The 21,760-nt window shown below is 72.9% G+C and carries 20 protein-coding genes and 1 tRNA gene; 12 read left to right on the top strand and 9 right to left on the bottom strand.

Features of this window, described 5'->3' with window-relative positions; translation table 11 throughout:
• Positions 1-10: 10 nt before the first annotated feature.
• The 4 genes from EXE59_RS08360 to glmU form a co-directional block, all read right to left on the bottom strand.
• Positions 11-781: an ABC transporter permease gene (locus tag EXE59_RS08360; RefSeq protein ID WP_135838492.1), complete on the bottom strand. Its 771-nt coding sequence runs from the start codon at positions 779-781 to the stop codon at positions 11-13.
• Positions 778-1,767, bottom strand: a complete 990-nt coding sequence (locus EXE59_RS08355; protein ID WP_246056624.1) for an ABC transporter ATP-binding protein — start codon at positions 1,765-1,767, stop codon at positions 778-780. The genes EXE59_RS08360 and EXE59_RS08355 overlap by 4 nt, the downstream gene beginning before the upstream one ends.
• A 97-nt stretch (positions 1,768-1,864) precedes the next feature.
• Positions 1,865-2,836, bottom strand: coding sequence for a ribose-phosphate diphosphokinase (locus EXE59_RS08350; protein ID WP_135841190.1), 972 nt, complete (start codon positions 2,834-2,836; stop codon positions 1,865-1,867).
• 110 nt (positions 2,837-2,946) lie between these two features.
• Positions 2,947-4,383, bottom strand: coding sequence for a bifunctional UDP-N-acetylglucosamine diphosphorylase/glucosamine-1-phosphate N-acetyltransferase GlmU (glmU, locus tag EXE59_RS08345; protein ID WP_135838491.1), 1,437 nt, complete (start codon positions 4,381-4,383; stop codon positions 2,947-2,949).
• A 76-nt stretch (positions 4,384-4,459) separates the two neighbouring features.
• On the opposite strand from glmU, the gene EXE59_RS08340 reads away from it, so the two are divergent.
• The 3 genes from EXE59_RS08340 to EXE59_RS08335 all read left to right on the top strand — a co-directional run bounded on the left by EXE59_RS08340 (position 4,460) and on the right by EXE59_RS08335 (position 6,686).
• Positions 4,460-4,720 (top strand): alpha/beta fold hydrolase, encoded by a 261-nt coding sequence (locus tag EXE59_RS08340; RefSeq protein ID WP_135838490.1) that lies wholly within the window; start codon positions 4,460-4,462, stop codon positions 4,718-4,720.
• A gap of 50 nt (positions 4,721-4,770) precedes the next feature.
• A complete protein-coding gene (locus EXE59_RS23715; RefSeq protein ID WP_168218447.1) occupies positions 4,771-4,947 on the top strand; it encodes an alpha/beta fold hydrolase in 177 nt (58 codons plus the stop codon).
• A 71-nt stretch (positions 4,948-5,018) separates the two neighbouring features.
• Positions 5,019-6,686: a SulP family inorganic anion transporter gene (locus EXE59_RS08335; RefSeq protein WP_135838489.1), complete on the top strand. Its 1,668-nt coding sequence runs from the start codon at positions 5,019-5,021 to the stop codon at positions 6,684-6,686.
• A gap of 6 nt (positions 6,687-6,692) precedes the next feature.
• Here the strand turns inward: EXE59_RS08335 and EXE59_RS08330 are convergent, their stop codons facing one another.
• From EXE59_RS08330 to EXE59_RS08320, 3 genes are all read right to left on the bottom strand, one after another.
• Positions 6,693-8,051 carry a glycosyltransferase gene (locus EXE59_RS08330; RefSeq protein WP_135838488.1) on the bottom strand — a complete coding sequence of 453 codons (1,359 nt, stop codon included), beginning with the start codon at positions 8,049-8,051 and terminating at the stop codon, positions 6,693-6,695.
• On the bottom strand, positions 8,048-8,338 hold the full coding sequence (locus EXE59_RS08325; RefSeq protein WP_135838487.1) for a hypothetical protein: 291 nt from the start codon (positions 8,336-8,338) through the stop codon (positions 8,048-8,050). Before EXE59_RS08325 ends, EXE59_RS08330 begins: the two co-directional genes overlap by 4 nt.
• Before the next feature lie 195 nt (positions 8,339-8,533).
• Positions 8,534-8,612: transfer RNA gene (locus EXE59_RS08320), tRNA-Gln, on the bottom strand.
• Between the two features lie 242 nt (positions 8,613-8,854).
• Here EXE59_RS08320 and EXE59_RS08315 point away from each other — a divergent pair.
• Genes EXE59_RS08315 through EXE59_RS08300 form a run of 4 tightly spaced genes read left to right on the top strand, consistent with a single transcriptional unit; the run spans position 8,855 to position 12,326 of the window.
• On the top strand, positions 8,855-9,814 hold the full coding sequence (locus EXE59_RS08315) for an ABC transporter ATP-binding protein (RefSeq protein WP_246056622.1): 960 nt from the start codon (positions 8,855-8,857) through the stop codon (positions 9,812-9,814).
• A complete protein-coding gene (locus EXE59_RS08310; protein WP_135838486.1) occupies positions 9,807-10,706 on the top strand; it encodes an ABC transporter permease in 900 nt (299 codons plus the stop codon). The genes EXE59_RS08315 and EXE59_RS08310 overlap by 8 nt, the downstream gene beginning before the upstream one ends.
• Positions 10,703-11,614, top strand: a complete 912-nt coding sequence (locus EXE59_RS08305) for an ABC transporter ATP-binding protein (RefSeq protein WP_135838485.1) — start codon at positions 10,703-10,705, stop codon at positions 11,612-11,614. The genes EXE59_RS08310 and EXE59_RS08305 overlap by 4 nt, the downstream gene beginning before the upstream one ends.
• Positions 11,615-11,627: 13 nt before the next feature.
• Positions 11,628-12,326, top strand: a complete 699-nt coding sequence (locus EXE59_RS08300) for an ABC transporter permease (RefSeq protein WP_135838484.1) — start codon at positions 11,628-11,630, stop codon at positions 12,324-12,326.
• Between the two features lie 10 nt (positions 12,327-12,336).
• Here the strand turns inward: EXE59_RS08300 and EXE59_RS08295 are convergent, their stop codons facing one another.
• Positions 12,337-13,899 carry a helix-turn-helix domain-containing protein gene (locus EXE59_RS08295; RefSeq protein ID WP_135838483.1) on the bottom strand — a complete coding sequence of 521 codons (1,563 nt, stop codon included), beginning with the start codon at positions 13,897-13,899 and terminating at the stop codon, positions 12,337-12,339.
• A gap of 149 nt (positions 13,900-14,048) precedes the next feature.
• On the opposite strand from EXE59_RS08295, the gene EXE59_RS08290 reads away from it, so the two are divergent.
• From EXE59_RS08290 to EXE59_RS08275, 4 genes are read left to right on the top strand one after another with little or no spacing between them, the layout of a single operon-like run.
• Positions 14,049-14,507, top strand: coding sequence for a nucleoside deaminase (locus EXE59_RS08290; RefSeq protein WP_135838482.1), 459 nt, complete (start codon positions 14,049-14,051; stop codon positions 14,505-14,507).
• Complete coding sequence (gene codB / locus EXE59_RS08285) at positions 14,504-15,778, top strand: cytosine permease (protein ID WP_135838481.1); 1,275 nt, start codon at positions 14,504-14,506, stop codon at positions 15,776-15,778. Before EXE59_RS08290 ends, codB begins: the two co-directional genes overlap by 4 nt.
• A 36-nt stretch (positions 15,779-15,814) precedes the next feature.
• Positions 15,815-16,936 (top strand): ATP-dependent DNA ligase, encoded by a 1,122-nt coding sequence (locus EXE59_RS08280; RefSeq protein ID WP_135838480.1) that lies wholly within the window; start codon positions 15,815-15,817, stop codon positions 16,934-16,936.
• Complete coding sequence (locus EXE59_RS08275; protein WP_135838479.1) at positions 16,933-17,520, top strand: hypothetical protein; 588 nt, start codon at positions 16,933-16,935, stop codon at positions 17,518-17,520. Before EXE59_RS08280 ends, EXE59_RS08275 begins: the two co-directional genes overlap by 4 nt.
• Positions 17,521-17,790: 270 nt before the next feature.
• Here the strand turns inward: EXE59_RS08275 and EXE59_RS08270 are convergent, their stop codons facing one another.
• The gene (locus EXE59_RS08270; RefSeq protein WP_135838478.1) at positions 17,791-18,879 is read right to left on the bottom strand and encodes a hypothetical protein; all 1,089 of its coding nucleotides are present in this window, start codon (positions 18,877-18,879) and stop codon (positions 17,791-17,793) included.
• A gap of 88 nt (positions 18,880-18,967) precedes the next feature.
• On the opposite strand from EXE59_RS08270, the gene EXE59_RS08265 reads away from it, so the two are divergent.
• Complete coding sequence (locus EXE59_RS08265) at positions 18,968-21,724, top strand: stealth conserved region 3 domain-containing protein (protein WP_168218445.1); 2,757 nt, start codon at positions 18,968-18,970, stop codon at positions 21,722-21,724.
• Positions 21,725-21,760 lie beyond the last annotated feature (36 nt).

Genomic DNA, 21,760 nt, shown 5'->3' with positions numbered 1-21,760 from the left:
GCCGAGCCCCTCACGTGAGGGACAACGTCGCGTGGCGACGGGCCGAGTCGATGAGCCGTTCGCCGAGCCACGCGGCGAGGACGGCGTACGCCAGGCCCACCGCCGCGCACATCGCCAGCGCGAACCACGGGCTCTCCCCCGCGGCCGCGTCACGCATGGCCTCCACCCCCCACGTCGGGGCGAGCGCCCAGGACAGGGGCTGCGTCCACCCGGGGAGCACCGTCAGCGGGACGACGAAGCCGCACAGCAACCAGCCGGGGTACTCCAGCGCCGAGCCCAGCGCCCAGGCGGTGCGGTAGCGCACGACCGTGACCGACAGCAGGAAGCCGAAGAGGGCGATGGAGAACGTGGCCATCAGGATGCTGAGGACGAAGCCCGGCCAGCTCTCCACCTGCAACGGCAGATCGAAGAGCCACCAGTCCCACAGGATCACCGCGACGACGCTGTAGAGGCCGAGCGTGGCCATGCCGAAGGTGATCGGCAGCACGACGAAGGCGAAGGGCGTCGGGGCCGCGACGACGAGCTCGAGCGTGCCGGCCCACCGCTCGCGCTGCACGAGGGTCGCCGCCGTCGTCGTCTGCGAGGTCCAGATGCCCATGGCGGCAGCACCGATGCCGGCGTAGAGCATGGCCGCGGGATCGTTGTTCACCCGATAGACCAGGAGCGCGGCCGTGGCGAACATCAGCGGGAAGAAGACCTGCAGGAACCCCTCGAACGGGGAGAACATCATGACCCTGAGCTGCAGGCGGTAGCACACCAGCAGCTGGCGCAGGCGCGTCACGCGTGGGCCCCGGTCACCAGCTCGACGTAGGCGTCCTCGAGGGTGGGCTCGCGGTGGCTGACGCGCCCCACGCGGGTTCCGTCAAGGCACTTCAGGACCTGCTGGGTGACCTCGGCCCCGGGCTCGACCGAGACCACGAGCACCTGCACCGGGCCGCGCTCCTCCACGACAGCGGCGCGCACGCCCGACACCTCGCGCACGTCCGCCACCTCGTCCTGGACGACTCCGTAGGTCTCCACCTCCATCACCCGCCCCGCGCTGACCAGGCCCTTGAGGGCGCCCGGCGTGCCCTCGGCCACGATCTCGCCGGACCGGATCACCGCGATCCGGTCGCAGAGCTCGTCGGCCTCGAACATGTAGTGCGTGGTCAGCAGCACCGTCTTGCCCCGCTCGCGCAGCCCCGCGACCGTGGCGCGCAGCTCGCGGGCGCCGACCGGGTCGATGCCGATGGAGGGCTCGTCGAGGAAGATGACGTCGGGGTCGTGCAGCAGCCCACGCGCGATGTGGAGGCGCTGGCGCATGCCGCGGGAGTAGCCCTCGACCTTCTCGCCCTCGCGGCCGGTGAGCCCGACCAGCTCGAGGAGCTCGCCGACGCGGGCCTTCTGCTCGCGCGGCGACACGCCGTAGAGCTCGGAGAAGTAGCGCAGGTTGTCCAGGCCGCTGAGCCGCTCGTAGAGCCCGCGGTCGCCGCCGAAGACGTAGCCGATGCGGCGGCGCACCTCGCGCACGTCCTCGACCACGTCGCGGCCCAGCACCGAGGCGGTGCCCGAGGTGGGGATCAGCAAGGTGATCAGCATCTTGATCGTCGTGGTCTTGCCCGCCCCGTTGGGGCCCAGCAGGCCGAAGAGCTCGCCGGGGGCGATCTCGAAGCTCACGCCCTTGACGGCCTCGACCGTCTTCGCGGTGCGCCGCAACGCGCCTTGCCGGGTGGTGAAGGTGCGACACAGGTCGCGGGCGACGACGGCGGCGATGTCAGGAGAGGACACGCCCGCACGCTAACGGCGGCCGGGCGGCAGCGGCGTCAGGCTCGCCCTGACCGATGGCCGCCCACGCGCGGATTTCGACACGGCCGTCGCGGTCCGCCTAGGCATGCCCGTCGAACATGGAGGTGACCGACCCGTCCTCGAAGACCTCGCGGATGGCCCGCGCGATGAGCGGGGCGATCGACAGCGTCGTGAGCTTGTCGAACTGCTTGTCCGCCGGGACCGGGAGCGTGTTGGTGACCACGACCTCCATGGCGGAGGAGTTCTTGAGCCGGTCGACGGCCGGGTCCGACAGGATCGGGTGGGTCGCGGCGATGATCACGCCGGCGGCGCCGTCGGCCATGCACGCCTCCGCGGCCTTCACGATCGTCCCGCCGGTGTCGACCATGTCGTCGGTCAGGATGCAGATCTTGCCCTTGACGTCGCCGACCACGCGGTTGGCGACGACCTCGTTGGCCACGTCGATGCGGCGCGTCTTGTGGATGAACGCCAGGGGCACGCCACCGAGACGGGCCGACCAGCGCTCGGCGACCTTGATCCGCCCGGCGTCCGGGGAGACCACGGCGAGCTGCTGGTCGCCGTACTTGTCCTTGACGTAGTCGGTGAGGATCGGCAGCGCCATCAGGTGGTCGACGGGGCCGTCGAAGAAGCCCTGGATCTGGTCGGCGTGGAGGTCGACGGTGATCAGGCGGTCGGCACCGGCGGTCTTGAACAGGTCGGCGATCAGCCGGGCAGAGATCGGCTCACGGCCGCGGTGCTTCTTGTCCTGGCGCGCATAGCCGTAGAACGGCATGACGACGGTGATCCGCTTGGCCGAGGCCCGCTTGAGGGCGTCGACCATGATCAGGTGCTCCATGATCCACTCGTTGATCGGAGCCGTGTGGCTCTGGATCACGAAGGCGTCGCACCCGCGCACGGACTCCTCATAGCGGACGTAGAGCTCGCCGTTGGCGAAGGCCCGCGCGTCCTGCGGGACGAGCCCGCACTCGAGGAGGTCGGCGACCTCGGCAGCGAGGTCGGGGTAGGCCCGGCCGCTGAAGACCATCAGGTTCTTCTCGGTGGTCCGCTTCATTCCGCTCACGCGACGCGACTCCTCAGTGTCCGGGTCAGCCTCGGGGGAAGGCTCGATCGGAGGTGCTGGTGGAAGTCTGTCCCACTTCTCGGCCACCACCAACCCCGGGGTCACTGGTCGGTCTTCTCCTGCTGTTCACGCGCCGTACGCGCCGCCTCGGCCTGAGCCGTCCCGGCCCGCCTGGACTCGGTCCAGCCCTCGAGGTTGCGCTGCGGGCTGCTGCTCACGGCGAGCGCGCCAGCCGGCACGTTGCGGCGTACGGTCGTCCCGCCCGCGGTGCCCGCGCCGTCGCCGACCTCGACCGGGGCGACGAACGTGTTGTGCGAGCCCGTCTTGACGTGACGGCCGATGACGGTGCGGTGCTTGGCCACGCCGTCGTAGTTGGCGAAGATCGTGCCGGCGCCGATGTTGGTGCCCTCGCCGATCTCCGCGTCGCCGACGTAGGACAGGTGCGGCACCTTGGCGCCGTCGCCGATCGTGGAGTTCTTGGTCTCCACGAAGGTCCCGATCTTGCCGCCGACCCCGAGCCGGCTGCCCGGGCGGAGGTAGGCGAACGGTCCGACGGACGCGCGGTCGCCGATCACGGCGAGCTCGCCGTGGGCGCGTACGACCCGGGCGCCGGCGCCGACCTCGCAGTCCTTCAGCGTGGTGTCGGGGCCGATCACCGCGTCCTCGTGGACGACGGTCGCGCCGAGGAGCTGGGTGCCGGGCAGGATCGTGGCGTCGGGCTCGATCACCACGTCGGCCTCGATCCAGGTCGTCGCCGGGTCCATGACCGTGACGCCCTCCCGCATCCAGCGGGTGACGATGCGCTGGTTGAGCTTGCGGCCGAGCTCCGCGAGCTGGACCCGGTCGTTGGCGCCCTCGGTCTGCTCGACGTCGTCGATCACGTGCGCCCCGACCGTGAGCCCGTCCTCGCGAGCGAGGCCGACGGCGTCGGTGAGGTAGTACTCGCCCTTGGCGTTGTTGTTGGTGATCCGCGCCAGCGCCGACACCAGGAACTCGGCGTCGAAGGCCAGGATGCCGGAGCTGATCTCGGCGATCTCGCGCTGCTCGGGGGTGGCGTCCTTCTCCTCCACGATCGCCTCGACGTCGCCCTCGTGGTTGCGCACGATGCGGCCGTAGCCGAACGGATCGCCCACGCGCCCGCTCAGGATGCTCACCGCCCGCTGCGCCGCCTCGTGCTCCTCGGCGAAGACCCGCAGCGACTCGCCCTCCAGCAGCGGGGTGTCACCGGCCGCGACGAGCACGGTGCCGGAGGTCGCGCCGCAGGCCTCCATCGCGACCCGTACGGCGTGCCCGGTGCCCTGCTGCGTCTCCTGGACGGCCAGCACCGCGCTCGGCAGCTGCTCGGTGATGTGCGGGCCCACCTGCTCGCGCTGGTGGCCCACGACCGCGACCACCCGGGTCGGCTCGACGGCCTGCACGGCACGGAGCACGTGGCCGATCATCGAGCGTCCCGCGATCGGGTGCAGCACCTTCATGGTCTTCGACTTCATGCGGGTGCCGCCGCCTGCGGCGAGGACGATGACGGTGAGGTTGTCCATGGGCGCAGTGTGTCACCGCCCGGCTCCGGCGAACCAACGCCGGGGCGTCCCCCACCCCTGTGGTCGAATGGCGCCCGTGATCGGACGCACCCGTGACGGAGAGCCGGCGGGGGGCCGTTCGACGCTCGCCGCTCGTGCCTACGCCGCCGCGACCGCCGCCGAGGCGTGGGCCTACGGCCTGCTCGAGCGCCTCGGCGTCGACGCCGCCCACGTCGCGGGCAACTCGATGGGCGGCTTCGTGGCGGCAACGAGCTGCTCATCCGCGACGGGCGCAACCCGTTCCTGCTCGACAGCGTCGCCGACTTCCACGGCGTCGCGACCCTCGACGACCGGCTAGGCGAGATCACCGCCCCCACCCTCGCGATGTGGGGCGAGGAGGACCGGCTCGTGCACCCCAGCACCGCGCGGACGGGGGCGGACGGGATCGAGGGAGCCCGTACGGTCCGCTACCCCGGCATCGGCCACATGCCGATGCTGGAGGCGCCCGCCCGCAGCGCGGCCGACTACCGCGCCGTCCTGGCCCGCGTCGGCGCCGGCGACCGACGACGGGCCGAAGTGCCCTAGCGGGCCGGGGCCGGACCGCGGTCGACTGGGCCCGAGGGTCCCACGCGGGGACGCCCCCCGAGGAGGACGCGATGTCATGGTCGGCGACCGTCCTCCCTCCCGGACGCGGTGCGCTGCGCGGCGACGTCGCCGCCGGCATCACGGTCGCGGCCTACCTCGTGCCCCAGGTCCTGGCCTACTCCGGCCTGGCCCGCGTGCCACCCGCTGCGGGGCTGTGGGCGGCCTACGTCGCCCTCGCCGTCTACTTCCTCCTCGGGTCCTCGCCCCAGCTCTCCGTGGGACCGGAGTCGACCACCGCACTGATGACGGGGGCCGCCGTGGCGACCCTCGCGGTGCCCGGCGCCTCCGCGCAGGACACCGCGGCGATGCTCGCCCTCGCCGTCGGCGCCGTCTGCCTGCTGGCGTGGGTCGGCGGGCTCGCCTTCCTCGCCGACCTGCTCTCCAAGCCGGTGCTCGTGGGCTACATGGCCGGGATCGCAGGTCTCATGGTCCTGTCGCAGACGGGACGCGGTAGCGGCGCCGACGTGCCCGACGGCACCGTCCTGGCCCAGACGTGGTGGCTGGTCCAGCACCCGTCGGCGGTCCACGTGCCGACCCTCGCCGTCTGCCTCGGCACGCTCGCGCTGCTGCTGGTCGGGGCCCGGCTGTGGCCGACAGGTCCGGTCCCCCTCGTCGGCATGCTCCTGGCGACCCTCGCCGTCGCCGTCGCAGGGCTGTCCCACGACGGGGTCGCCGTCGTCGGCGCGCTCCCCTTCGCCCTGCCGTCGCTCGGCCTGCCGCCGCTGTCGTCCCTCGGGGCCGCGCTCGGGTCGTGGGCGCTGCTGACGACCGCGCTCGCCATCGCCGTGGTCGGCTTCACCGACAACGTGCTCACCGCCCGCGCCTTCGGCGACCGGCACGGCGACCGGATCGACGCGCGCCGCGAGCTCCTGGCGCTGGGCGCCGCGAACGTCGCCGCCGGCCTGGTCCACGGCTTCCCGGTGAGCAGCTCCGGCAGCCGTACGGCCATCGTCGACGCCGTGGGCGGCCGGTCCCGCTGGGCGGGGCTGTCCACGCTGGCGGCCGCCCTCGTCCTGGTCGTGGCGCTGCGGCCCGTGCTGGCCCGCTTCCCCGACGCTGCGCTGGCCGCCGTCGTCGTGTACGCCGGGCTTCGGCTCATCGACGTCGCGGAGTTCGCCCGGATCGCCAACTACCGGCGTACGGAGCTCCTCATCGCGCTCGCCACGACAGCGGGGGTCCTCGTCCTGGGCGTCCTCCAGGGAGTGCTGGTCGCGATCAGCCTGTCGCTGGTCGACGTGATCCGTCGCGTGGCCCGGCCCCACGACGCGATCGAGGGGCTGGTCCCCGACCTGGCGGGCATGCACGACGTCGACGACCACGCCGGCGCGGTGGTGGTGCCCGGCCTGCTCGTCTACCGCTACGACGCTCCCCTATTCTTCGCCAACGCCGACAACTTCCTCACCCGGGTGCGGGAGGCGGTGGCGGCATACGACCCGCAGTGGGTGCTGCTCAACACCGAGGCCATCGGCGAGGTCGACTTCACCGGCGCGCACGCCCTCGAGACCCTGCGCGCGGAGCTGGAGGCCCGGGGCGTCGTGCTGGCGCTGGCCCGGCTCAAGCAGGAGCAGCGCGAGGCCCTCGAGCCGAGCGGCCTGCTGGACCGCATCGGCGTCGAGCACGTCTTCCCGACGCTGCCGACCGCGCTCGAGGCCTACCGCGCGGCCACTGGCCAGCCGTGAGCGCGCCTACGCCCCGTCGGCGTCGAGCAGCTGCGTGAAGAGGTCGACGTACTGGACCAGGTGGCGGTCGGCGAGGTAGTGGTCGCGCACCCGCTCGTGGGCGGCGCGTCCGATCTCGCGACGCCGGTCCTCGTCGCCGAGGAGCGAGGCCAGCGCGGCCGCCAGCCCGGCGCCGTCGCGCGGGTCGTCGAGCAGGAGGCCGCTCACGCCGTGCTCGACCTGGTCGCGGATGCCGCCCACGGCCGCGGCGACGACGGGACGGGACTTCCACATGGGCTCGGTGACGGTGAGGCCGAATCCCTCGGCGAGGCTCTTCTGCACGACCACCGTCGCACGGCGCTGGAGGGCGTTGACGGTCCGGGCGTTGGCGTCCAGGTCGTCCATCGGGACCGACACCAGGTGGGTCCGCCCGCGCGCCGAGGGTGCGAGCGAGCGCCAGCGGTCGCGGCACTCCGCGAGCACCTCGGCAGCCTCGGGGTCGTCGGCCACCCCGCTCGCCTCGGGTCCGGCGAGCACGAGGTGGACGTCGGGCGGAAGGTCGTCGAGGTGCACGGCGAAGGCCTCCAGCACACCGGCCATGTCCTTGAGCCGGTCCCAGCGGCTGACCTGCAGCACCAGCGGCGCGGCGCTCGGCAGCGGCGGTCCCTCGACCACGAGCCCGGCGCGGTGCACCAGCGCCTCGACCTCCTCCGGGGACATCTCGGCGTTCTTGGGGCTGAACGGGTCGAGGGACGGCGGGATGATCCGCAACCACCGCCGGTCGACCCAGTCGGGCGCGAACTCCTCCCGCGAGAAGACGCAGGCGTGCGCCGGCGCGACGAGGTCCTCCAGGAACCCCCACGCCTCCTGCGTCCACTCGTTGCTCTCGTCGAGTCCCACGTGGCAGCGCCACACGACGTACGCACCACGCTCCCGCAGTCGACCGGCCAGCCCTGCGGTCTGCGGGTCGTGCAGGAGGACGACGTCGCCGGGCTGCACCAGGTCGACGAGGTCGTCGGCGAGCCGCGCCAGCGTGGCGTCGTACGTCGCCCGCGCCGCCGCGTCGAGGGCGCCGCCGTCGCCCGGGACACCGTGCAGCCGGTTGTGGACGCGCTTGGTCACTGCGAAGAAGTCCTGGTCCCCGCCGATGACGAGCCAGCGGATGGCGATCCCCGTGCCGGCGGCGTAGGCGACCAAGGTGTGCAGCATCTCCGCGACGCCGCCGCCGCGCGCGGTCGAGCTGACGTTCCACACGGTGCGGCCGGCCAGCAGCTGCCGGGCCGCGGAGGCGTACGCCCCGATCCGCTCGACCCGCTCCGGCGGCAGCAGCGAGGCCAGTCGCTCGAGCGCGACCGGGGGCACCTCGACCTCGGCCAGGCCGGTCACGACGCACCGCGTGGTCGTGGCACGCCGACGTGCGCGCCGACCCGGATCTCGACGCCCGGCGCGGACCGACGGGCCACCGTCAGCGCGGCATCCATGCGTCGGCTCAGCTCCGCCCGGGCCGCGTGGTCGCACGCCTCGACGAAGGGTTCCACGAGCTCCACCGCACAGTGGCGTGCCCGGGCACTCCGGGCGGCGTCCCGGACGCGCTCGTCGAGGTCGGGGACGTCATCGACCACGACCTGCACGGGCGCGGGCCCTGATGGTCGGGGGGCTGTCGCGGGACTCATGGCGCTCTCCTCGGGTCTCCCTCCGAGTCTTGCTACGCCGCAGCGCGCCCGACAGGGTCCTAGGTCCCGCGGGGTCGGACCGGTCGTGCCCCCGGGCCTGCCGGCGTACGGCACCAGCAGCAGGCCGCAGGGCCTCCGGCGCTGGGGTCGAACGACGGCTGGTACGCGTACCGGCCCGGCGCGAGGAACCACGAGCTCCCCGGGTAGGAGTCGAACCTACGTCGCTAGTCCTGATTCAAAGTCAGGCGGGCCCTACCGGCAGACCAACCGGGGATAGGTGCCCAAGCCTAGGGCCCGTCTGCGGTGGGGAACGGTCGGGTTCCCGACGGCAGTCGTCCGCGACCCGACGGTTTTCCGTCCGTACGGTGAGGTCGCGCCGCAGCGTCAGGCGGATCCCCACCCATTGGTCCAGTCACGTATGACGAGTGGTGAACTGGCGCATCTTCACGACACCTCCACACCGATCGGGGCGATCCCTGATGCCGGAGCAGTGGCCGGCCCGCTAGCGTGAGGCGGGTGACGGGGGAACTCATGGGGCGCCCGCCGGTCATCACGACCGCGGGGCTCACCAAGCACTACGGGACGGTCCACGCGCTGACCGACCTCACGGTCGACGTCGGCGAGGGCGTGACCGGACTGGTCGGCGCGAACGGCGCGGGCAAGTCGACGCTCATCAAGATCCTGCTCGGCCTGCTCGAGCCCACCGGGGGCCAGGCCAGCGTGCTGGGCCACGACATCGAGCACCAGGGCCAGGAGATCCGTCGCCTGGTGGGCTACATGCCCGAGCACGACTGCCTGCCGCCCGACGTCAGCGCGAGCGACTTCGTGGTGCACATGGCACGCATGTCGGGCCTCGGGGCGTCGGCGGCCCGTGAGCGCGCGGCCGACGTGCTGCGCCACGTCGGCCTCGACGAGGAGCGCTACCGCCCGATGGGCGGCTACTCCACCGGCATGAAGCAGCGGGCCAAGCTCGCCCAGGCGCTCGCCCACGACCCCCGGCTGGTGTTCCTCGACGAGCCGACCAACGGCCTCGACCCCGCGGCGCGCACCGACATGCTGCGGCTGGTCGAGCGGATCGGCAGCGACTTCGGCATCGCGGTGCTCGTCACCTCCCACCTGCTCGGCGAGCTCGAGCAGGTCAGCGACCACGTCATCGTGCTCGACGGCGGGCACCTGCTCCGCAGCAGCGCGACCGGCGAGTTCACCGAGCACACGGGGAGCCTGCTGGTCGAGGTCGTCGGCACCGAGACCGAGCGCGACCGGCTCGGCGAGGCGCTCGCGCAGCGTGGCCTGTCGTGCCGCCCGCGCGGCGCGATGGTCGCGATCGACCCTCCGCCTCCCGGGCTCGCCGAGGGCGGGGCCGCCCACGACCTGATCCGCGACGTGGCCGCCGAGCTGGGCCTGGGCCTGATGCGCCTCCAGCCCGACCGACGCCACCTGGAGGACGTCTTCCTCGAAGGGGGCACCCGTGCCTGACCTGTCCCCGTCGGGCGCGAGTCGTCCCGGCGTCATCCACGACCTCGGCTACCGCCACTTCGACGGCGTGCGCGAGGGCTCGGGCGCCATCGCCCGTACGCTCTTCGTGACCGGCCTGCGCCACGCGTACGGACTGGGTCGCTCGGGCAAGTCGAAGGTCATGCCGTTCCTGCTGCTGGCCATGTCGCTGCTGCCCGCAGCGATCGTCGTCGGCGTCGTCGTCCTCACCGGCCTCGACGAGCTGCCGGTCTCCTACGCCGACTACACCAACCAGACGCAGCTGCTGGTCAGCCTCTTCGCCGCCGCGCAGGCGCCCGTGCTGTTCTCGCGCGACCTGCGCCACCGCTCGATCGTGCTCTACCTGGCGCGACCCCTCGCGGCGCCGGCGTTCGCACTGGTGCGGTGGCTCTCGTTGACCGTCGCGGTCTTCCTGTTCACCGTCGTCCCGACGGCCGTGCTCTTCGCCGGAGCGATGCTGTCGGGGCTCGACAAGAGCGACCAGACCTCGAACATGCTCAAGGCGGTGGCCCTCCAGGTCCTCCTCGCGATGCTCGTCGCCGGCGTCAGCGGGCTGATCTCGTCGGTGTCCCTGAGGCGCGGCTTCGCCGTGGTCGGGTCGGTGATGGCGCTGATCGTGCTCACCGGCGTCGTGACCGTCATCCAGAACATCGCGTACTTCGAGGGCGACAGCGAGTCGGTCTCGACCGGCGTCGGGCTGGCGTCGCCGTGGTCGCTCTACACCGGCCTCGCCAACGCGTGGGACGCCGGGGTCGACACCGTCGTGCCCGTCGACGGCGCCTGGGTCCCGGCCTACGTGATCGTGGCGTCACTGGTCGCGGCCGGCTGCCTGCTCGGGCTGGTCGCCCGCTTCCGGAAGGTGGGGTCGCGATGAGCACCCTCGTCCTCGACTCGGCCTCGCGCTGGTTCGGCAACGTCGTCGCGGTCAACGACGTGTCGCTGACCATCGGGCCCGGGGTCACCGGCCTGCTCGGGCCCAACGGCGCCGGCAAGACGACGCTGATGGCGATGATGGCGGGCTTCCTCGCCCCGTCCGCCGGACACGTCACGCTCGACGGCAAGCCGGTGTGGCGCAACACCGAGACCTACCGCCAGGTCGGCCTCGTGCCCGAGCGCGAGCTGAGCTTCGGCTACCTCACCGGACGCCAGTTCGTCCGGGCCAACGCCGACCTGCACCGCCTCCCCGACGCGGCCGACGCCACCGAGCGGATCCTCGGTGTGGTCGACATGGTCGAGCCGGCCGGCCGACGCCTCGACACCTACTCCAAGGGCATGCGGCAGCGGGTGAAGATCGCCGCCGCCCTCGTCCACGACCCGACCGTGCTGCTGCTCGACGAGCCGTTCAACGGCGTCGACCCGCGTCAGCGGATGCACCTGATGGACCTGCTGCGGCGCCTCGGCGACGAGGGCCGCACGGTCCTGTTCAGCTCCCACATCCTGGAGGAGGTGGAGCGGCTCGCCCGCCACATCGAGGTGGTCGTCTCGGGGCGGCACGCGGCCTCCGGGGACTTCGGGGCGATCCGTCGCCTGATGACCGACCGGCCGGTGCGCTACGCCATCCAGTCCAGCGACGACCGCACCCTCGCCGCCGCCCTGATGGCCGAGGACTCCGTACGCGCGGTCAGCCTGCGCACCGACGGCCTCGACGTCCAGGTCGGCGACCTGGGCAGCTTCGCCGTCAGGCTCCCCGGCCTGGCCCGGCACCACGACGTGACCCTGTTCGAGCTCTCCCCCAGCGACGAGTCGCTGGAGAGCGTCTTCGCCTACCTGGTGGCCCGATGATCAAGGACCCCTCATGAACGGGACCATTGCCAAGCTGGCCCTGCAGGCGCTGCTCGGTCGCCGCCGCTTCTACCTGCTGCTGGCCTTCCCCGCGCTGCTCGTCGGCCTGGTCGGGCTCGTCACGGCGCTGACCGACGGCGACGCGGCGTACGCGATCCTGCCCAACCTGGGCTACCCGCTCGTGCTCCCGCTCGTCGCGATCCTCGCGGCGTCGTCGGTGCTCGGTCCCGAGGTCGACGACGGCTCGATCGTCTACCTGCTGGCCAAGCCGGTGAATCGCTACGGCGTGGCGACCAGCAAGTGGGTCGTCGCCCTCGGCGCGACGCTCGCGGCCGGCGCGCTGCCGATCCTGGTGGGCGCGCTGATGACCGGCGCCGGCACCCGCGCCACGGGGCTGTTCGTCGCGGCCGCCGTCGCCGGCACGGCGTACTCCGCACTCTTCCTCGCGATCTCGGCGGTCACCCGGCACGCGGTGATCGCGTCGCTGATGTTCGTGCTGATCTGGGAGGGGCTGCTCGGCAACCTCTTTACCGGCATCGCCTGGCTCAGCATCGGCCAGTGGGGACTGCGAGTCGGCCACGGGATCTCCGACCGGCTGCCCGACCCCGCCAACCTCGGCTACGCGGTCGTCGCCAGCCTCGTGGTGACCGTCGCAGGCGTGTGGTTCGCGGGCGACCGGCTGAGGTCGTTCTCCCTGCGCGGCGAGGACTGAGCGGGGCGGGTCAGCCGCCGAACCCGACCCGCGGGTCGATCCCGGTGCGCAGGCGCCACGCCAGCAGACCGAGTCGCAGGCCGAGCTGCTGGTCGGCGTCGTCGACGTCCACCCCCAGCAACCGCTCGATCCGCTCGAGCCGGTCGTAGAGCGACTGCCGCCGGATGCCGAGCGCCGTCGCGGCCGCCGCCTTGGACGTGCCGAGGGCCAGGTAGGTGTCGAGGGTGCGCAGGAGCTCGGTGCGGTGCCGGCTGTCGTGGGCGATGAGGGCACCCACCTGCTCCTCGGCCACCCCGGCCCACACCGCCGGCCCCACCGCGGACAGCAGGTGCGGCGCGGCCAGGTCGCGCGCGAGCAGCACGCCGTCGCGGCGTCCCGTACGCCGGGCGAGCTCCAGCAGCTCCCGGGCGGTGCCGAGTGCCGGTCCGAGCTCGGCCGGGTCGCCGACCAGCGGTCCGGCCACCACCAGCGCGGGCGCAGCAGGATCGGAGGAGGCGCCGGCCGGTGAGGCGCCCGAGGCGTCCGCGGCCAGTCGCCGGCCCAGCACGGCGTACGCGTCGGTGAGGGCGGCACGGGTGAGCCCGGGTCGTGACCACCCCCGCACCACCGCCACCACGCGGCTCCCGGCGACGCCGGCCAGCACGGGCGTGGCGACGCCCCGCAGCGCGTGCTCGACCGCCGGCACCACGTCGGCCAGCGCCGTTCCCGGCTCGACCGCCACGGCCACGGCCTGCCAGCCTCGGCCGTCGGGGGGCGGCCAGCCCAGGTCGGCCAGGCGGTCGGTCACCTCGGTCCCGGGCATCGGCGTCGCGGCGCACAGGTCGGACACGAGGGACTGGCTCGGGCTCGGACGGTGGCCCAGCGAGCCGGCCCGGCCCAGCTCGAGCGCCACGGCCACCGCGGCCTGCCCCGCCACCCGGCGGCGCTGCCGGGTCGGGGCACCGAGGAGGTGCACCGTGCCCACCACTCCCGCCGGACCGCGGACCGGCTCCGCGACCCGCGCCTCCTCCGCCACGGACGCGATCGTGCTGCGCTCGACCAGCTGGTCGTCGCGGTCGCGCAGCTCGACCTCGCAGCCGGCGGCTCGCGACACCTCGTCGAGCAGGGCCCGCAGGCCACGGCCGTCGACGACGACCTGGGCGAGGTCCTCCCACGCGGCACCGCCGCCGGCGTGCGTGCGGCGCCGCACGACGAGCTCGTGGAAGTCCTCGACCATCCGCTCGAACGGCACCACCTGTGTCAGGCCGAGCACCACCAGGTGCCGCCGTCCGGCCGCTTCGAGGATCGCAGGGGGCACCTCGAAGAACGTGCGACCCAGCTCCAGCGCCAGCGCCGCGAGACCGGCGTCGGCGAGCTGCTCGACGTACGCCGCCAGGTGCTCGGGCGTGCGGCCGTGCAGGCCGAGCCCCGTGGTCAGCAGCACCTCCCCGCCCGCGAGCAGCGCACCCATCTCGTAGACCTCCGAGGAGTGCACCCAGCGCACGAGGACCGGGTCGGGATCACCGACGAGCACCCGCACGCCTGCCGCCCGGAACGACGGCAGCGCGAGCACCTCGGTCAGCGGGATCAGCACGCGGCGCCTCCTCGGGGGACGATGTGTCAGGACACTAGACCCTGAGGCTTGTCGAGGTGTCCGTTGCCAGTCGGTCCGGTGCTCTGGTGGTGTGAGCGGGGCACACACCCGCACGGGCGGGCACGACACGACCGGACGAAGGGCCAGGCATGATCGACACAGCGGAGCAGACCTTCCTCGACCTCGCGATCGAGCAGGCGCGGATCGGCTGGCAGGAAGGCGGGATCCCGATCGGGGCCGCCCTCGTCCACGACGGCGAGGTGCTGGCCGTCGGCCGCAACCGCCGCGTCCAGATGGGCTCGGCGATCCGTCACGGCGAGACCGACTGCATCGAGAACGCCGGGCGCCTCCCCGCGCGGGTCTACCGGGCCAGCACCCTCTACACCACGCTGTCGCCGTGCTTCATGTGCGCCGGCACGGCGGTGCTCTACGACATCCCGCGGATCGTCATCGGGGAGAACCGCACGTTCGAGGCCTCCGAGTCGTGGCTGGCCTCGCGCGGCGTCGAGCTGGTCGTGGCCGACGACGCCGAGTGCAAGGCGCTGATGGACACGATGATCGCGGAGAAGCCCGAGCTGTGGGCCGAGGACATCGGGGAGGAGGCGTGAGCACCACGAGCACCACGGCCGAGGTCGTCGACCCGGACTACCCGGTCACCCCCGTCCCGACGCACGCCCGGAAGTCCTTCGTCTCGCTGGCGATCGTGCTCCTCGGCTTCACCGTCTTCACCCCCACCATGCTCGCCGGCGCCCAGCTGGGGGCCGCGTTCTCGCTGTCCGAGCTCGTCCAGGTGATCCTGCTCGGCTCCCTCGTGCTCGGCGTCTACGTCGCGGTGCTCGGCTGGATCGGGGCGCGAACGGGGCTCACCACCGTCGTGATGTCGCGCTACGTGCTCGGCCAGCGCGGCGCCAAGCTCGCCTCGGTCCTGCTCGGCGGCACGCAGATCGGATGGTACGGCGTCGTCATCGGCACGATCGGCGACCTCACCGCGCAGGCGCTGGACTGGGAGTCGTACCCGTCCCGTGCGGCGGTGATGGTCCTGGCGAGCGCCCTGATGTGCCTGACGGCGTGCTACGGCTACCGCGGGATGTTCTGGGTCTCGGCGATCTCGACGCCCCTGATCCTGGTGCTGGCCTTCTGGGTGCTGCTGCGCTCGCTCGAGGAGGTCGGCGGCTGGTCCGGCCTGGCCCGGGTCGAGCCGGACGCCACGATGACGTGGTCGGTGGCGATCACCACCGTCGTCGGGACGTTCGTCTCCGCCGGCACCCAGGCCCCCAACTGGACGCGCTTCGCGCGGACCGGCGGCCAGGCCGTGCTGGCGTGCGCGATCGGGTTCCTGGTCGGCAACGGGCTGATGATCTTCTTCGGCGCCACGGGTGCGATGACCTTTGGCGAGGGCGACTTCGTCCTCGTGCTCTACAACCTCGGGCTCGTCGGATGGGGCCTGTTCCTCCTCTTCGGTAACCTCTGGAAGTCCAACGCCGACACCGCGTACGCCTTCGGGGTCGCCGGGGCCGAGCTCTTCGAGAAGCCGTCCAAGCTCCCGTTCGTGGTGGGCGGCTCCGTGATCGGCACCGTGCTGGCGCTCGTGGGGGTGCAGAACCACCTCGTCGACTACCTGGTGCTGCTCGGGGTGTTCATCCCGCCGCTCGGCGGCGTGATCATCGGCGACTACCTGGCCCGCTGGCGCGACGGCATGCCCGCGGGGCACCCGATCGCTCCCTTCCACTGGGTCAACCTCGGGATCTACGCCCTGGCCAGCGCCCTGGCGTACGCAGCCAACGAGACCGGGTTCTTCGTCCCGCCGGTGATCGGGGTGCTCGTCGCCCTCGTCCTGGCGCTGGTGGCCGGGCGCCGACAGGCGGTCCGGGCCGGCTGACGGGTTGCGCGGGCGATCGCGGCCTAGGCTGGTGCTGTGGACCTTCCCGTGATGCCGCCCGTGCAGCCGATGCTGGCCAAGAGCGTCAGCGGCGTGCCGGACCCGGCGAAGCACGGCGGGCTGAGCTTCGAGCCCAAGTGGGACGGCTTCCGCTGCCTGGTCTTCAAGGACGGCGACGAGGTCGAGCTCGCCAGCCGCAACACCAAGCCGCTGACCCGCTACTTCCCCGAGGTCGTCGAGGCCTGCCGCGCGCAGCTCCCCGACCGGGTCGTGCTCGACGGCGAGATCTTCGTCGGCCTCCGGGGCCCGGACGGCTGGCGGCTCGAGTTCGAGACGCTCCAGGAGCGCATCCACCCCGCTGCCAGCCGCGTCGACAAGCTCGCCGTGGAGACGCCGGCCGGGTTCGTGGCCTTCGACCTGCTCGCCCTCGGGGACGAGTCCTTCCTCGGTCGCCCGTTCTCCGAGCGCCGCGCCGCCCTCGTCGAGGCCCTCGGCCACCTCGACGGCACCGGGCCCTGCTTCCTCACCCGCACCACCGAGGACTCCGCCGAGGCCGAGCGGTGGTTCGAGGAGTTCGAGGGCGCGGGGCTCGACGGGGTCGTGGCCAAGCCGCTCGGGGCGGCGTACGAGCCCAACAAGCGCACCATGCTCAAGATCAAGCACGAGCGCACCGCCGACGTCGTCCTCGCCGGCTACCGCGAGCACAAGACCTCCACCCCCGAGGAGCCGCTGGTCGGCTCACTGCTGCTCGGCCTGTACGACGAGGCGGGCGAGCTCCAGCACATCGGCGTCTCGGCCAGCTTCACCGCCGCGCGCCGCGCCGAGCTGTGGCGCGAGCTGCAGCCGCTGGTCTGCGACATCGCCGACCACCCGTGGGGCCGGTGGAACGAGTTCCTCACCGCCAACCCCGACCGCGTCCCCGGCACCCAGAGCCGGTGGAGCGCCGGCAAGGACCTCGGGTTCACCGCGCTGCGCCCCGAGCGGGTGCTGGAGGTGAAGTACGACCACATGGAGGGTCGGCGCTTCCGCCACACTGCGCACTTCAAGAGGTGGCGCACCGACCGCGACCCGGAGTCCTGCGGCTACGCGCAGCTCGACGAGCCGGCCGGCTACGACCTCACTAGAATCCTCAGTACCGAACCCGGAGGCGCGTCATGACCGAGAACACCCCCACCAGCCCCGACGAGTCCATCCACGACGGGCAGGGCACCTACGACGTGGTGCTCCTCGTCGAGCAGGCCCTGTCGGCCGCCGACGCCCAGCAGGTGCGCTCGCTGCACAGCGAGATCGAGGACAAGGTCGTCTACCACGTGCTGCTCCCCCTGGAGGACGCTGCTGCCCGCATCGAGGCCTCGCTGGGCACGCTCGGCGCCGGGGACCTGATGGCCGCACCCGCGCTGGCGATGAACGACGTCGACATCGACGCGCTGCGGCGCGAGTGCGAGGAGAACTCCTCCTCCGACCTCCAGAAGACCCTCAAGGCCATCGCCGCGGCCGGCGGGACCGCGCACGGGAAGGTGACCTCCGAGCCGCCCGTCGACGCGCTCGCCGCACTCGTCAGCGCGGTCGACGCGCGCGAGGCGATCATCCTGACCCGACCGCACGTGGTCGCCGAGTTCTTCCACGTCGACTGGACCTCCCGCGCGCGCCGCAAGCTCGGCGTACCGGTCCTGCACCTGATCGAGCACGAGAACTTCGACGAGCAGGCCTCCGGGGCCGGCGAGGGCGTCAGCGGCGTCTGACGTCGGTGGGCGCGTCCTGACGCCCCACCACCGCCGAGGCGGCGCATCCTGACGCCCCACCACCGCTGAGGCGGCGCATCCTGACGCCCCACCACCGCTGAGGCGGCGCATCCTCACGCATTCTCTGCGAGAACGCGCCCACTCGGCGCCCCCACGACGTCACGACGCGCTCACTCGGCGCCCCCAGGACGTCAGGACGCGCCGACTCGGCGTGAGCGCGACGTCACGACGCGCCGACTCGGCGCCCCCACGACGTCAGGACGCGCCCACTCAGCTGCGGCGGGTGACCCGGCGTACGACTGCGCGCCGCAGGATCGTGGCCGCCTCGCGACCGCCGACCGGCGTCTCCTTCGCGGCCCGGACCCGGGCCAGCTCGCGGCGCAGCTGCTGCACGGTGGCGCGCTGGGCGTCGCGGGCCTCGCGGGCGGCGAGGGTCGACGCGGCCTTGGTGTGGTCGAAGGTGAGCGCCACCGCGTCGGCGTAGCGGGCGTTGTAGTCGGCGTGGATGCGGTCGAGCGCGCCGAGCGTGTCAGGGTCGTGCGGGGTGGTGGTCAGCGCTCCGAGCAGCCGCCACACCTCCTCCGCCATGTCGCGCAGCCAGTCGGGCGTGCGGACGTCGTCCCAGGTGAGCTGCGACTTGCGCATCGACGGCTCGATGAAGTCGTCGACGGAGTGGTGCTCGGACGACGAGAGGTCGGTGTCGAGGGCCAGCTCGAGCTGCTGCTGCACGGGCGCGAGGGCCGTACGCCAGTCGGCCAGCAGGTCGACGTACTTCACGAACGACCGCTTCGAGCCGCGGCCGGCCTTCTCGGTGAGCAGCGCCGCGTGCACCCAGCCCGCGACGTTGGAGGTCTCCTTGGTCAGCCGCAGCTCGTCGGACTGGCTGGAGAGGTAGGCGATGTCGCGCGAGCCGACGACCTCGGCGGGGTGGCGCAGCGCGGTGAGCCAGCGCAGGTCGGCGCCCACCTCGGCGCTGACCACCTCCCACACCTGGGCGAACCAGAAGGCGTGCGGGTCCTTGACGACGACCTGCTCGCCGCGGAGGTGCTCCCCGTCGAGCTGGCCCGAGAGCCACTCGTGCAGCTCGGCGGTCGGCACGCCCGACTCGACGTGCCTGGCGACGATGTCGACCGCCGAGGGCCGGCTGTCGATGTTGAAGAGCGCAAGCTCCTTGAGGTGCCGCTTGTGGAAGTCGATGACCCACTGCGGCTCGTAGAACCCGCGCGGGTTGGTCTCCGACGCCTCGACCTCGGGCTGCGGCACGTGGAGGCCGAGCCGCTTCAGGGTGCCGGCGAGGGAGCTGGTGCCACTGCGACCGGATCCGGACACCAGGACCAGCGGGGTGGAGGACGTCGGCATGCGGCTCACCCTATCGGCCGGACCGCCTCCCCCTAGGATCGTGCCGACCGTTCGGCGGAGGCGTCGACGAAGGAGGACTGAGGGCCACGTGGCACTGACCGAGAGGCTCGGTGGGAAGGTGCGCTCGGCGGTACGCCGCGTACGCCGCGACGGCCCGCTCGACATCGTCTTCGTCCTGTTCAACGCCGACGGCATGGGCGGCACCGCCCGCTCGGGCATCGAGCAGGCCAACGCGCTGCTCTCCCTGGACGAGGGCCACCGGGTGCGCATCCTCAGCGTGACCCGCAGCGGCGCCTCGACGCACTACCGGCTCGCCGACGGGCTCGAGGTCACCTACCTCGTCGACGTACGCGGCGAGCGTCCCGCCGCGGTCCGCGGCAGCCATGCACCGGAGCTCGCCGATCGGGAGTCGGTGATCGTGCCGCGCAGCTGGGACGCCCTCTACAACGGTCTGACCGACGCCACGATGCGCGAGGCGCTCGGTGCGATCGAGGCCGACGTGCTCGTCACCACCACTCCCGAGCTGCTCGCCGTCGTCGCCCAGCTCGCTCCCGACGACGTCGCTCTGGTGCACCAGGAGCACCGCGCCTCCTCCAGCCGGGTCAACGACCTCGGCGCGCTGCTCCAGTTCGCCCCCCGTGCCGACGTCGTCGTGTCGCTGACCGAGTCGATGTCGCGGTGGCTCGCCGGTCGCCTCGGCGGTGCCGCACCCGAGCTCCAGGTGATCCCGAACCCGCTGCCCGCCCACGCGCAGGCGCGCTCCCCGCTGGACCAGCAGGCCTTCGTGACGGCCGGCCGGCTCGCACCGGAGAAGCAGTTCGAGCACGTCGTCGACGCCTTCTGGCGCATCCACGAGCAGGTGCCCGGCTGGACGCTGACCGTCTGGGGCGACGGACCGCGCGCCGACAACCTGGCCGCGCAGGTGCGCAAGCTCGGTCTCGAGGATCGCGTACGCCTCCCCGGGTCGACCGACGACCTGGCGGCCGAGTGGGCCCGAGCGAGCGTCGCCGTGCTCGCGTCGCGGGGCGAGGGCTATCCCCTGGTCCTGCAGGAGGCGATGTCGGCGGGCGTGCCGCCGGTGTCCTACGACTGCCCGTCGGGCCCGCGCGAGATCATCACCCACGACGTCGACGGGCTCCTCGTCCCGCCGGGCTCCAAGGCCGCGCTCGCCGCCGCGATGCTGCGCATCGCCACCGACGACGACCTCCGCACGAGCCTGGGGGCCGCCGCGCTCGAGCGCTCGGAGCGGTGGGACGGCCGACTCCTCGCCGCGCAGTGGGTGGAGACGTTCCGTACGGCGGTCGCCCGCCGCGCCGACCCGCTCGCGCCGCGCCGCGTGCTGCACGGCCTCCGCCCGGGCCCGCTCGGCGACCTGCCCGACACGACAGGAGCCGCGGGCGTCACGCCCGCCCAGGCGCGTACGGCAGCGCTGACCGCCCTCACCGCCGCGGCCGCCGCGACCGGCGAGGGCTGGTTCGTCGTGCCCGCCCGCGGCCTCGACCCGCACCCGCTGGTCGTCGTGCCGTCGTCACGTCGCGGCGACTTCCTCGCGTCGCTCGCCACGGGCGCGGTCCCCGACTGGCTGTCGGTGCGCGACCCCGCCGAGCGCGGCTGGCCCGAGCGACGCGGCACGGTGACGGCGATGACCGAGGAGCTCGCCCGGACCCGGACGGCCTCGCTCTTCCTCGAGCCGTGGCCGATGCGCGGAGGCCACGACGGCGTCCTCGGCGAGGGCGTCGAGGTGGGCGTGCAGTTCTGGGAGGAGTCCACCGACGGCGACCTGCTCGCACCCGGCCCCAACCGCTGGGGCGACCGCGTCCCGGCCGGCACCCCGCGCACCACGACCACCGTCGAGGGCGTCGAGGTGCCCACGCTCGAGCTGATGGCGCTGCCGACGGTCGACGACTGCCGCTTCGACGTGGACGTCGTCTACACCTGGGTCGACGGCGACGACGAGGCGTGGCTGGCTGCCCGCGACGAGCGGATCACCGGGCTCGGCGGCACTCCGAGCGCCCGGGCGAGTGGCGCCTCGCGCTACCGCAGCCGCGACGAGCTGCGCTACTCAATGCGCAGCATCCACCTCTTCGCGCCGTGGGTGCGCCGCATCCACCTCGTCACCGCCGGCCAGGTGCCGGCCTGGCTCGACACCTCGCACGACCGCGTACGCGTGGTCGACCACCGCGACATCCTCCCGGACTCGGCGCTGCCGACCTTCAGCTCGCACGCGATCGAGACCCGGCTGCACGCCGTGCCCGGCCTCGCCGACCACTTCGTCTACGTCAACGACGACGTGTTCCTCGGGCGGCCGCGACGCAAGGAGCACTTCTTCGCGCCCGGCGGGCAGTACGCCGCCTTCGTCGCCGACCACCGCGCCGTCGGCCTGCCCGGCACCGACGACCGGCCCTACCTCTCGGCCGCGCAGAACAACCGCCGCCTCCTGGCCGAGGCCTTCGGAGTCACGCTGACCCACACGATGATGCACAGCCCGCACCCGCAGCGGCGTACGACCCTCGAGGAGATCTCGGCCCGCTTCCCCGACGAGGTCTCCCGCACCACCCACGCCCCGTTCCGCTCGGAGACGGACCTGTCGATGCTCTCCTCCTTCGCGCAGAGCTACGGGCTGATCACCGGTCAGGCCTTCCGGGCCAGCGCCCACCACGGCTACGTCGACCTCGGCCACCAGCAGCTGCCGGTCCAGCTCCGGCAGATGCTCAAGCGCGACCGCGACTTCTTCTGCGTGGCCGACAACCTCCTCGCCGCCTTCGACGAGGAGCGCGCCGACGGGCTGCTCCACGAGTTCCTCGAGCAGTACTTCCCGATCGCGGCGCCCTGGGAGCTCGGCTGAGTGGTGCGTGAGCCACATTTCCTGGCTGGCTGAGGT

The organism is Nocardioides eburneiflavus (assembly GCF_004785795.1).
Taxonomy (GTDB): domain Bacteria; phylum Actinomycetota; class Actinomycetes; order Propionibacteriales; family Nocardioidaceae; genus Nocardioides; species Nocardioides eburneiflavus.
Note: the sequence above shows the minus strand (reverse complement) of the source record. Positions and strands in the feature narration are given on the sequence as shown.